Source organism: Burkholderia anthinoferrum (genome assembly GCF_002925705.1).
GTDB lineage: Bacteria > Pseudomonadota > Gammaproteobacteria > Burkholderiales > Burkholderiaceae > Burkholderia > Burkholderia semiarida.
Genome location: NZ_LFZP01000032.1, coordinates 393,104 through 404,935 on the forward strand (window position 1 = coordinate 393,104; position 11,832 = coordinate 404,935).

An 11,832-nucleotide genomic window follows, 5' to 3' on the forward strand; every position below is an offset into this window, starting at 1 on the left:
ATCATGTCCCAGCAACGTTCCATCACGACCGCCGCCCTGCGCCAGTGGCGCGTGCCCCTCACCGCCTTTGCCGCGGCGTGCCTGCTGGCCGCCTGCGGCGGCGGCGGCGTCAGCTCGCCGCCGACCAGCAGCAACGACAACAACAACCCGAGCACGAGCGGCACGCCGGGCACGAGCGGCACCAGCGGCTCGTCGACCGGCACCAAGGGCGTCATCAGCACGGTCGGCCAGACGGCCAGCGACCTCGGCAGCACGGTCGGCAACATCAGCCTGCCGGGCCTCGGCGACGGCGTGACGAAGGGCGTCGGCAGCACACTGGCGAGCACCGGCACGATCGTCGGCGCGGCAGCCGACGCGGTGAGCAACGGGCTCGGGCAGATCGGCTCGACGAAGGACCCGGTCGGCACCACGGTGGCCGGTCTCGGCAACGTCGTCGGTGCGACCAGCAACACGGTGTCCGGCCTGAGCTCGACGGTCAAGGCGCTGGGCACGGGCCCGCTGGCACCACTCGCACCGGTCACGACGCCGGTCGGCACCGTGCTGGACACGGTCGCCAACGGCCTGACGGCCGCCGGCACGACGATCGGCTCGACGCTGTCGTCGGGCGCCGTGCAGCAGGTCACGCAGCCGATCAGCTCGGCGATCACGCCGCTCGTGATCACCGCCGGCCAGGTCACGCAGCAGGTCGGCACGACGACCGGCCTCGGCCAACCCGTGTCGGGCCTGCTCGGCCAGATCGGCGGCGCCATCAGCTCGGCCGGCAAGCAGGTCGGCGCAACGTCGAGCCAGCCGCTCGTCGGCGACGTCGGCCAGCTCGTGACCGCGGTCGGCAATACCGTGACCAACGCCGGCGGCCTCGTCAATCCGAACGGCCCGAACGGCGCGGCACCGATTCCCGGCCTGATCACGAGCCTCGTCGGTGGCTCGACGGCAACCGTCCAGAACGGCTCGTCATCGGGTTCCGGTTCGACGAACCCGCTCGGCGGCCTGTTGTCGGGTCTCGGCTCGACGCCGCTCGGCTCACTCACGGGCGCGCTCGGCGGCGCAACGGGCGGCTCGGGCAGCAGCCCGCTCGCACCGGTCACGGGCCTCGTCTCGACGGTCACCGGCACGCTCGGCGGCGCAACGGGTGGCGCAGGCAGTGCAAACCCTCTCGCGCCCGTCACCGGTTTGCTGAATACTGTCACCGGAGCAGTGGGCAGTGCGGCAGGGTCCGGGGGCTCGAGCCCGCTCGCGCCGGTCACGTCGCTGGTCGGCAGCGTGTCGGGTACGGCATCGTCCGGCAGCGGTTCGACGGGCCTGCTGGCGCCGGTCACGGGGTTGCTGGGTACGCTGGGTAGCGTCGGCAAGTAAGGAGGACGGTCGCGTCATCGCAGCCGGAGCGACTGACGCGGCCGTACCAACACGCCCGGCATAGCGGCACGCGGCGCGCGACACCCTGGTGTCGCGTGCCGGCATTACAAAGAAGACGAAAAGCAAGGCCTACGAGGAAGAACAATGAAATCCAGACTCGACAGATGGATGATGCTGCTCGCCATCGCGGCAGCAGGCACGGCACAGGCACAAACGCGCGTCGGCGGTAACCCGCTCGACTCCCTCCCCCAGATCAACGCACCGAAGACGGGCCCGAACGTCACCGTTCAGGTCGCGCCGCAGGCCCCGCAATTGCAGGAGCTGCTGTCGCGGCACCTGACGCCGAAGACGTTCCAGGTCGAAGGTGTGAAGTCGATACCGTTCGAGGAAATCACGCGCCGCTTCACGCCGCTCGTCGGCAAGGACATCACGATCGGCGAGCTGATCGAAACCGCCAACGGTGTGACGAAGCTGTATCAGGAACGCGGCTACGCGCTGTCGTTCGCGTTCGTTCCCGCGCAGACGTTCGAGAACGGCGTCGTGCGCATCACGGTGGTCGAAGGCTATGTGTCGGACGTCAAGGTCACCGGCAAACCCGGCGCGATGGAACCGAAGATTCGCGCGATTGCCGCGCACATCACGGCCGATCGTCCGCTGCGCCGGGCCACGTTCGAGCGCTACGTGAACACGTTCGGCCTGCTGCCCGGCCTCACGGTGAAAGCGAACGTCCCGCCGCCGCAAACCACCGACGGCGCGACGACGCTCGAGCTCGCAGTCGATCGCAAGCCATTCAACGTCAGCACGGGGGTCGACTTCAACCACCCGGGCGTCCAGGGCCTCATCACCGCGACCGAAAACGGCCTTACGCGGTTCGGCGAGCAGTTGAGCATCTCGGCGCTCGCACCGCCGGGACGCGACAAGCAGACCTACTTCGCGTTCAGCGGCGCGCTGCCGGTCGGCAGCAGCGGCCTGATCACGCGTCTCGATGCGAGCACGTATCGCGGCAAGCCGACCGACAACCCCGGCCTGCCGTCGTCAGTCGAGCGCACGGTCAAGAACGAGAAACTCGGTCTTTCGGCTTCCTATCCGATCTTGCTGAACAACCAGCGCAGCCTGCTCGGCACCGTGTCTGGCTATGCGTCGCACAACGAAGATCGTTACCAGAGCAAGATCAACGGCAACAGCATCGACACGCGCTCGCAAGTCCGCGTGCTGCAGATGCAGCTCGACTACACGAGTGTCCAGCCGAAACAGGTGCAGAAGCTGAGCGTCAACGTCGCGAAGGGCTTCAATATCCTCGGCGCATCGAAAGCGCAGGACATTACCGTCGGCACGACGACGACCTCGGTGGACAGCCCGATCTCGCTGACTTTCGTTCGCACCGGCGCGACGTTCACGCAGACGAACGAATGGCCGTTCCGGATCGGCACGTCGGTTTCGCTGACCGGGCAATACAGTCCCGACTCGCTGCCGACGTCCGAACAGATCTCGTTCGGCTCGACCCGTTACGCGCTCGGTTACCAGCCGGGCGAAACGTCGGGCGACTCGGGCTGGGGGATGTCGCTGGAAGTCAACCGCGGCTTCACGCCGGGCTGGACGTATCTGAAATCGATCACGCCGTACATCGCGTACGACATGGCCCGCGTGTATCTGCACGCGGGCACGCCATCGCCGAACCGCATGTCGTCGGTCGCCGTCGGCGTGCGGCTCACGGACAGCCGCTACTACAGCCTCGATCTGAACGTCGCGAAACCGGTGGGCGATGCGCCGGTCGAAAGCGCGTCACGCAGCCCGCGCATCAACGCCGCGTTCTCGTATCAGCTCAACTGATCGGTCACCCAAACCACGAAACGGCCGGCGCCATGCCGGCTGTTTCGATTAGAGTCCCCTCTATCAAACGTAGCGTGCTGTTTCACGTATTCTGGCGAAGCTCGCAACATGCCCGCCCCATGCAGACGGTCGTGCGAGCGAATCGAACAGACATGCAAAACAAGGAGGAAGACAATGATTCACCTGACCCGCCCGTTGCGTGCAATCGCCATCGCCGGCGCCCTGCTCGCGTGCGCAGCGCCCACGTTCGCGCAGGCCGACAGCCCGATCGGCATGTGGCAGACGATCGACGACAACACCCATCAACCGAAGGCACTGGTACAGATCGCCGAGGACGGCGACGGCTCGCTGACGGGCAAGGTCGTCAAGGGACTCGGCGCGAACGATACACCCGATCGCCGCTGCACCGCGTGCACGGACGAGCGCAAGGATCAGCTCATCAAGGGCATGACGATCATCAAGGCGATGAAGAAGGACGGCGACCACTGGGACGGCGGCAACATCCTCGACCCGGAGAACGGCAAGGTCTACAAGTGCAAGATGACGCTTGAAGACGGCGGCCAGAAGCTCGTGGTGCGCGGCTACATCGGCGTGTCGCTGCTGGGCCGGTCACAAACCTGGGTTCGCCAGCAATAACGCGGTACGCGCCCGAACGCGCGATTAGCACGACTCAATAAAAAATCGGCCTGCGACGACGTCGCCAGGCCGATTGCTTTTGGTGCGCGCACAACGGAAACCGATGGCCATCACGCTGCGTGCTTCATCGTATCCGGTGCATAGCTGCCCGGTGCGCGATATGCGGGCGCCGCGTTGCTGCGCGCCTGCGCCGCCTTCGATTGCGTGTGCTTGCGCATCCGCGCGGACAGTTCATTGCAAAGATTCATGCCGGCGTCGCCATAGAGCTCGCGCATCACGTTCATCAACGTGCCCGTTTCGTGCCATACCTTGAAGCGGCGATGACATGTTTGATACGACGGGTAACGGCGCGGCATGGCCGACCACGTTGCGCCGCTGTAGATCACCCACAGCACACCGTTCAGCACGGCGCGCGTATTGGCTAACGGCCGGCCGCGCAACTCGGTGCGCGGCTGCATTTCGGGCAGAAGCGGCGCGACGCAGCGCCATTCGTGGTCGGTCAAATCGCGATACGGTGTCATGGACATCTCCAGCCTTAATAACCATGACACCACAATATCGGCTCACCTCAACGATGAATATAAGACAAATCCGAAAATACCCGAAGATTGACGAAATTTAACCGAAATTGATGTTTAAACCCCGCCACTTTCCCGACCGGCAACCGGTTCAGGTCAACGACGTATCGACGATACGGCGCGGCGTTTCGAGATACTCCTTCGACTGCATCTCGACGATGCGCGAGACCGTACGCGCGAATTCGTTGGCCATCGGGCCTTCGACGTACAACGCCTCCGCCGGCACCGCCGCGGACATCAGCAGCTTGACCTTGTGATCGTACAGCACGTCGATGAGCCACGTGAAGCGGCGCGCTTCGGACGCCATCCGCGGCGACATCTGCGGCACCTCGGACAGCACGATCGCATGGAAGCGGCTCGCCAGTTCGAGGTAATCGTTCTGCGAACGCGGGCCGCCGCACAACGTCGCGAAATCGAACCACACGACGCCGTCCGCCTTGCGCAGCGCCTTGAGCTCACGCTTCTCGATATGCAGGATCGGGCTCTCGTCGGGCACGGCCGCGAGCTTGCCGAATGCATGGCGCAATTCGCGATCGGCGTCCGCGCCGAGCGGCGTGTGATACATCTTCACCTGCGCGAGCGTGCGCTGGCGATAGTCGACGCCCGCATCGACGTTGAGCACGTCGAGCTTCTCCTTGATCAGCGCGATCGCCGGCAGCATGCGGTCGCGATGCAGGCCGTCCGGATACAGGTCGTCGGGATCGTAATTGGACGTCATCACGAACTGCACGCCGTTGTTGAACAGGCGATCGAGCAGCCGGTACAGGATCATCGCGTCGGCGATGTCCGACACGTGGAACTCGTCGAAGCAGATCAGCCGGTAGCGCTTCGCGATGCGTCGTGCGAGTTCGTCGAGCGGATCGGCCTGCCCTTTCAGCTCCTCGAGCTCGCGGTGCACTTCGCGCATGAATTCGTGGAAATGCAGGCGCGTCTTGCGCTGCACGGGCACCACCGCGTAGAAGCTGTCCATCAGGAAGCTCTTGCCGCGGCCGACACCACCCCACATATAGACGCCGCGCGGGAGATCCGGATGATTGATCAGCTTCTTGAACGCGTTCGAGCGGCGCGCCTTGTACTCGACCCATTCGTCGAAACAGCGCTGCAGGCGATCGACGGCCGCGCGCTGAGCGGGATCGGACTGATAGCCGCGCGTGGTCAGCTCGCGCGTGTAGTATTCGGTGACGTTCATCGGGCAAACCGGAAAGGACGAAGGCGAGCGGGAAACCCCGCCCGCCTTCGTCATGAGACGGCTGCGCCGGCCGACGGCCGGCAGGCGCTACGCCGTGCTCAGCTGTTCAGCGAGCGCTTGTCGACGGCGAGCGCCGCTTCGCGCATCACTTCCGACATCGACGGGTGCGGATGGCAGATGCGGGCGATGTCTTCCGACGCCGCCTTGAATTCCATCGCCACCACGGCTTCCGCGATCAGGTCCGACGCGTTCGCGGCGATCACGTGCACGCCGAGCAATTCGTCGGTCTTCGCATCCGCGATCATCTTCACGAAGCCGTCCGGCGCGTTCATGCCGAGCGCGCGGCCGTTGATCGAGAACGGGAACTTGCCCGTCTTGATCTCGCGGCCTTCCGCCTTCAGCTGCTGCTCCGTCTTGCCGACCCATGCGATTTCCGGGTACGTGTAGATCACCCACGGAATGCAGTTGTAGTCGATGTGCGGCTTCTGGCCGTCGATCACTTCCGCGACCAGCACGCCTTCGTCTTCCGCCTTGTGCGCGAGCATCGGGCCGCGCACCACGTCGCCGATCGCGTAGACGTTCGGCACGGCCGTACGGCAGTGGTCGTCCACATCGATGAAGCCGCGCTCGTTCGCCTTCAGGCCGATGGCCTCGAGGCCGAGGTTGTCGGTGTTCGGCACGCGGCCGACCGACACGATCAGGCGGTCGGCGTCGAGCGTCTGCGCATTGCCGTCCTTGTCCGTGTAGGCGATCGACACGCCGTTCGCGGTCGTCTTCACGTCACCGATCTTCACGCCGAGATGGATGTCGAGGCCCTGCTTCTTGAACAGCTTGGCCGCTTCCTTCGCGAGCGCTTCGTCGGCTGCGCCGAGGAATGCCGGCAGCGCTTCGAGCACCGTCACTTCGGCGCCCAGACGGCGCCACACCGAGCCGAGCTCGAGGCCGATCACGCCTGCGCCGATCACGGCGAGCTTCTTCGGCACCGAGTCGAACGTCAGCGCGCCTTCGTTGTCCGACACGATCTTGTTGTCGACCGGAATGCCCGGCAGATGACGCGCCTTCGAGCCCGTCGCGATGATCACGTTCTTCGCGGTGACGACTTCGGCTTCGCCCTCGCCGCTCACTTCGATCTGCACGCCGGCATCGGTCTTGCCGGTGAACTTGCCATGGCCCTTCAGCCAGGTGATCTTGTTCTTCTTGAACAGGAACTCGATCCCGCTCGTCATCTTCTCGACGATCGCATCCTTGCGGCCGAGCATCTTCGCGACGTCGATCTTCACGCCGTCGACGGTGATGCCGTGGTCGGCCAGGTGATGCGACGTGTTCTCGAACTCTTCCGACGAAGCCAGCAGCGCCTTCGACGGGATGCAGCCGACGTTCAGGCAGGTACCGCCGAGCTTCAGCGCGCCGGCCGGGTTCTTCCACTTCTCGATACAGGCAACGGTCTTGCCGAGCTGCGCGGCGCGAATCGCGGCGATGTAGCCGCCAGGGCCGGCGCCGATCACGACGACGTCAAATTCCTTGGACATGACAATCCTTTCTACTTGTACGCCTGCACGTTCGCGCGTGGGCGCGAACGTGCAGAACGGGTCGATGCAGTGAGACTCGGCTTACAGGTCGAGCAGCAGGCGTGCCGGATCTTCCAGCGCGTCCTTCATCGCGACGAGCGACAGCACGGCTTCGCGGCCGTCGATGATGCGGTGGTCGTACGACAGCGCGAGGTAGTTGATCGGGCGGATCACGATCTGGCCGTTTTCGACGACCGGGCGCTCCTTCGTCGCGTGCACGCCGAGGATGGCCGACTGCGGCGGGTTGATGATCGGGGTCGACAGCATCGAGCCGAACACACCGCCGTTCGAGATCGAGAACGTACCGCCCGTCATTTCCTCGATCGACAGCTTGCCGTCCTTCGCCTTCTGGCCGAATTCGGCGATCTTCTTCTCGATCTCGGCGAGACTCAGCTGATCCGCGTTGCGCAGGATCGGCACGACCAGGCCGCGCGGCGACCCGACCGCGATACCGATGTCGAAGTAGCCGTGGTAGACGATGTCGTTGCCGTCGATCGACGCGTTCACCAGCGGGAACTTCTTCAGTGCATGGACGGCCGCCTTCACGAAGAACGACATGAAGCCGAGCTTCACGCCATGTTCCTTCTCGAACTTGTCCTTGTACTTGTTACGCAGCTCCATGACCGGAGCCATGTTCACTTCGTTGAACGTCGTCAGGATCGCGTTGGTCTGCTGCGACTCGAGCAGACGCTCGGCGATACGCGCACGCAGGCGCGACATCGGCACGCGCTGTTCCGGACGGTCGTTCAGCCAGGTCGCTGCCGACGCCGGCACCTTCACTTCCGGCAGCGACGGCTTCGCGGCGGCGGTCTTCGCCGGTGCGGCGGCCGGAGCAGCCTTCGGTGCGCTGCCTGCCGCCAGCGCGTCGCCCTTCGTGACGCGGCCGTCGCGGCCCGAACCCGCGACGTCGCCCGTCGACAGGCCCTTCTCGGCCAGCAGCTTGGCCGCGGCCGGCGACGCAGCCGCCGAGCTCGATGCGGTGGCGGCGGCCGGTTGCGCAGCCGGTGCGGCCGCGGCGGGCGCGGCCGCCGGCTTGACTTCGGCGGCGCCTGCCGCGGCTTCGGCGGCACCTGCCTTCGCTTCGGTGTCGATCGTCGCGATCACCTGATCGGCGACCACCGTGTCACCGTCGTTCTGCAGCACTTGCGCGAGCACGCCCGCCGCCGGCGCCGGCACTTCGAGGACGACCTTGTCGGTCTCGAGTTCGATCAGGATTTCGTCCTGCGCGACTGCTTCGCCCGGCTTTTTCTTCCACTGCAGCATGGTGGCTTCCGACACCGACTCCGACAGCTGGGGGACTTTGACTTCTACGATAGCCATGTGATTTTCCTGGATGCTTAATCTGGGGTATGACGAGGTTCGTGCGATTCCTTCAGCCGGTGCGGCGCGCCACGCGCCGGCGGGCCAAAAGGAACGGGAAAGCGCCGTGCGCCTTCCCGTTTCGCTTGACGTCGGTTATTTCGCGATCGATGCGCTCTTCAGGCGGCCGAATGCACCTTCGATCAGGGCCTTCTGCTGCTCGTAGTGCTTCGCGTAGTAGCCAACCGCCGGCGAGGCCGAAGCCGGACGGCCGCTGTACGCCAGCTTCTGCCCTTCCTTCATGCCTTCCTTCAGGTGGTGCTCGACGTAGAACCAGGGGCCCTGGTTCTGCGGCTCGTCCTGCACCCAGACCACTTCAGTCGCGTTCTCGTACTTCTTCATTTCGGCTTCGAACTGCTTGTGCGCGAACGGATACAGCTGCTCGATACGGATGATCGCGACGTCGTTCGCCTTCGCTTCGCGGCGGTGCGCGACGAGGTCGTAGTACACGCGGCCCGAGCACACCAGCACGCGCTTGACCTTCTTCGCGTCGATGCCGCCGTCGATTTCGCCCAGCACCGGCTGGAACGAGCCCTTCGCGAGTTCCGACAGGTCCGACACCGCTTCCTTGTGGCGCAGCAGCGACTTCGGCGTCGCGACGATCAGCGGCTTGCGGAACAGGCGGATCATCTGGCGGCGCAGCAGATGGAAAATCTGCGCCGGCGTCGTCGGCTGGACGACCTGCATGTTGTGATCGGCACACAGCTGCAGGAAACGCTCGATACGCGTGGACGAGTGTTCCGGACCCTGGCCTTCGTAGCCGTGCGGCAGCAGCATCGTGAGACCCGACACGCGGCCCCACTTCACTTCGCCCGACGAGATGAACTGGTCGATCACGACCTGCGCGCCGTTGACGAAGTCGCCGAACTGCGCTTCCCACAGCACGAGCGTGTTCGGCTCGGCGGTCGAGTAACCGTATTCGAAGCCCAGCACCGCTTCTTCCGACAGCACCGAGTCGATCACCGTGAACTTCGCCTGGCCTTCGGCGATGTTCTGCAGCGGCACGTACGTGCCGTCGTTCCAGCGCTCGCGGTTCTGGTCGTGCAGCACCGCGTGACGGTGCGTGAACGTGCCGCGGCCCGAGTCCTGGCCCGTCAGGCGCACCGAGTAGCCCGATGCGACGAGCGACGCGAATGCGAGATGCTCGGCCATGCCCCAGTCGAGCGGCTGGTCGCCGCGCGCCATGTTGCGGCGGTCGTTGATCACGCGCTCGACGAGCGGGTGAACCTTGAAGTTTTCCGGGACCGTCGTGATGCGTTCGCCCAGGCGCTTCAGTTCGGCGAGCGGCACGGCCGTGTCGGCTGCGTCCGTCCACTTGCGGTTCAGGAACGGCACCCAGTCGACCGCGTACTTGCTCTTGTAGTTCGACAGGACCGGGTCGACGGTATGGTGGCCGTCGTCCATCGCCTTGCGGTACGCCTTCACGTAGTTGTCGGCGTCTTCGGCGGTGATCACGCCCTGCTGCACGAGCTTCTCGGCGTACAGCGCACGGGTGCCCGGGTGCTGCGCGATCTTCTTGTACATCAGCGGCTGCGTGACGGCCGGCGTGTCCTGCTCGTTGTGACCCAGCTTGCGGAAGCAGACGATGTCGATCACGACATCCTTGTGGAACTGCATCCGGTAGTCGATCGCGATCTGGATCGCGAGCACGACGGCTTCCGGATCGTCGCCGTTCACGTGCAGCACCGGCGCTTCGATCATCTTGACGACGTCGGTACAGTACAGCGTCGAGCGCGCGTCGCGCGGGTCGGACGTCGTGAAGCCGATCTGGTTGTTGATGACGATGTGCAGCGTGCCGTGCGTGCCGTAACCGCGCGTCTGCGCGAGGTTCAGCGTTTCCATCACGACGCCCTGGCCGGCGAAGGCCGCGTCACCGTGGATCTGCACCGGCAGCACTTGCAGGCCGTCCTCGTCGCCGCGGCGGTCCATCCGCGCCTTCGCGGAACCTTCGACCACCGGGTTCACGATTTCGAGGTGCGACGGGTTGAACGCGAGCGACAGGTGGACCGGGCCGCCTTCCGTCGACACGTCCGACGAGAAGCCCTTGTGGTACTTCACGTCGCCGGCCGGCAGGTCGTCGACGTGCTTGCCTTCGAATTCGGCGAACAGGTCGGCCGGCATCTTGCCCAGCGTGTTGACCAGCACGTTCAGACGGCCGCGGTGCGCCATGCCGATGATGATTTCCTGCACGCCGCTCTTGCCCGCGTGCTGGACGACTTCGTCCATCGCCGCGATGAAGCTTTCGCCGCCTTCGAGCGAGAAGCGCTTCTGGCCGACGTACTTGGTGTGCAGGTAGCGCTCGAGGCCTTCGGCGGCCGTCAGGCGATTCAGGATGTGCTTCTTCTTGTCGGCCGAGAACGACGGCGTCGCGCGGGTCGACTCCAGGCGCTCCTGCCACCAGCGCTTCTGTTCCGGATCGCTGATGTACATGTACTCGGCGCCGATCGTGCCGCAGTACGTGTCGCGCAGACCCTTGACGATGTCGCGCAGCGACGCCTGGTCGAAACCGAAGTACAGGTTGCTTGCGCTGTACGTCTGGTCGAGATCGCCCTCGGAGAAGTCGTAGAAAGCCGGTTCGAGCTCGGGGATGGCGGGACGTTCGCGGCGCTTCAGCGGATCGAGATTGGCCCATTGCGAGCCGAGGAAGCGGTAGGCGCTGATCAGCGACTGGACGTGCACCTGCTTGCGTGCGGTCGCGAGGTTGCTGGTGCTTTCGCGCGGGATGAAGGCATTGGCCTTCGCACGCTCGGCGAACGATTCGACGATCGGGAAGTGAGCGACGTCATTGGCGTTCGAGCCGTCCGTTGCAGGCACGTTCTGCAGCGCGTCGAAATACTCTCGCCAGTTCTCCGGCACCGACGCCGGATTGTTGAGGTATGCATCGTACAGTTCTTCAACGTACGAAGCATTGCCGCCGAACAGATAGGAGTTCAGCTGAAACTGCTTCATTACATCTGACATTTTACGCTCACCTTTCTTCGAGCTTCTCGAGAAATAGCGGGTTACTCAACCTTCCGCGACACGGCCTGACCGTTTAGCGGATTGCGAATCAAGTCTTGCTTGGAAGGACCTAAAACTTGCGTGCGCGCAGCATATCACAGAACCGATACCGGAGTTCGCGGCGAAATGTGCGTGAAAGCACCGCGCGACGGGGTTTTGCCGGATTGCGGCGGCCCGCGGGAACAGTGTTTTGCAGGCAATCCGGCTGCACGATGCGCGGATGCGAAAAAGGCTGCCCGAAGTGAACTGCACCCCAAAAGTTGGACACCCGTCCAACCTTTGGGGTGTTTTTCATGACGAAGTACAACGAGCAGTTCAA

9 protein-coding genes are annotated in these 11,832 nt (G+C 64.6%); 3 read left to right on the forward strand and 6 right to left on the reverse strand.

Annotated elements, in window-relative coordinates; translation table 11 throughout:
• Positions 1–3: 3 nt before the first annotated feature.
• The 3 genes from C5F75_RS11305 (at position 4) to C5F75_RS11315 (ending at position 3,819) form a co-directional block, all read left to right on the forward strand.
• On the forward strand, positions 4–1,353 hold the full coding sequence (locus C5F75_RS11305; protein WP_104012241.1) for a collagen-like triple helix repeat-containing protein: 1,350 nt from the start codon (positions 4–6) through the stop codon (positions 1,351–1,353).
• Between the two features lie 144 nt (positions 1,354–1,497).
• Positions 1,498–3,183, forward strand: coding sequence for a ShlB/FhaC/HecB family hemolysin secretion/activation protein (locus C5F75_RS11310; RefSeq protein ID WP_059575744.1), 1,686 nt, complete (start codon positions 1,498–1,500; stop codon positions 3,181–3,183).
• 174 nt (positions 3,184–3,357) lie between these two features.
• Entirely contained in the window at positions 3,358–3,819 is a 462-nt protein-coding gene (locus C5F75_RS11315; protein WP_104012242.1) for a DUF2147 domain-containing protein, read from the forward strand.
• Positions 3,820–3,929: 110 nt separating this feature from the next.
• Here the strand turns inward: C5F75_RS11315 and C5F75_RS11320 are convergent, their stop codons facing one another.
• From C5F75_RS11320 to C5F75_RS37040, 6 genes are all read right to left on the reverse strand, one after another.
• Positions 3,930–4,340: a transposase gene (locus C5F75_RS11320; RefSeq protein WP_181035407.1), complete on the reverse strand. Its 411-nt coding sequence runs from the start codon at positions 4,338–4,340 to the stop codon at positions 3,930–3,932.
• A gap of 148 nt (positions 4,341–4,488) precedes the next feature.
• On the reverse strand, positions 4,489–5,586 hold the full coding sequence (gene zapE / locus C5F75_RS11325; protein WP_059575749.1) for a cell division protein ZapE: 1,098 nt from the start codon (positions 5,584–5,586) through the stop codon (positions 4,489–4,491).
• A gap of 98 nt (positions 5,587–5,684) precedes the next feature.
• Positions 5,685–7,115: a dihydrolipoyl dehydrogenase gene (gene lpdA / locus C5F75_RS11330; RefSeq protein WP_059575751.1), complete on the reverse strand. Its 1,431-nt coding sequence runs from the start codon at positions 7,113–7,115 to the stop codon at positions 5,685–5,687.
• A gap of 81 nt (positions 7,116–7,196) precedes the next feature.
• Positions 7,197–8,474, reverse strand: coding sequence for a 2-oxoglutarate dehydrogenase complex dihydrolipoyllysine-residue succinyltransferase (odhB, locus tag C5F75_RS11335; protein ID WP_059575753.1), 1,278 nt, complete (start codon positions 8,472–8,474; stop codon positions 7,197–7,199).
• A gap of 135 nt (positions 8,475–8,609) precedes the next feature.
• Positions 8,610–11,474 (reverse strand): 2-oxoglutarate dehydrogenase E1 component, encoded by a 2,865-nt coding sequence (locus C5F75_RS11340; RefSeq protein WP_059575755.1) that lies wholly within the window; start codon positions 11,472–11,474, stop codon positions 8,610–8,612.
• A 109-nt stretch (positions 11,475–11,583) separates the two neighbouring features.
• Positions 11,584–11,832, reverse strand: a 249-nt coding sequence (locus tag C5F75_RS37040; RefSeq protein WP_219817248.1) for a hypothetical protein, incomplete at its 5' end; no start/stop codon positions are given.

Excerpts from the sequence above, each read along its gene's own strand:
- C5F75_RS11340 (WP_059575755.1), bottom strand. The coding sequence starts at position 11,474 with ATGTCAGATGTAATGAAGCAGTTTCAGCTGAACTCCTATCTGTTCGGC.
- odhB (WP_059575753.1), bottom strand. The coding sequence starts at position 8,474 with ATGGCTATCGTAGAAGTCAAAGTCCCCCAGCTGTCGGAGTCGGTGTCG.
- zapE (WP_059575749.1), bottom strand. The coding sequence starts at position 5,586 with ATGAACGTCACCGAATACTACACGCGCGAGCTGACCACGCGCGGCTAT.
- lpdA (WP_059575751.1), bottom strand. The coding sequence starts at position 7,115 with ATGTCCAAGGAATTTGACGTCGTCGTGATCGGCGCCGGCCCTGGCGGC.
- C5F75_RS11315 (WP_104012242.1), top strand. The coding sequence starts at position 3,358 with ATGATTCACCTGACCCGCCCGTTGCGTGCAATCGCCATCGCCGGCGCC.
- C5F75_RS11305 (WP_104012241.1), top strand. The coding sequence starts at position 4 with ATGTCCCAGCAACGTTCCATCACGACCGCCGCCCTGCGCCAGTGGCGC.
- C5F75_RS11320 (WP_181035407.1), bottom strand. The coding sequence starts at position 4,340 with ATGACACCGTATCGCGATTTGACCGACCACGAATGGCGCTGCGTCGCG.
- C5F75_RS11310 (WP_059575744.1), top strand. The coding sequence starts at position 1,498 with ATGAAATCCAGACTCGACAGATGGATGATGCTGCTCGCCATCGCGGCA.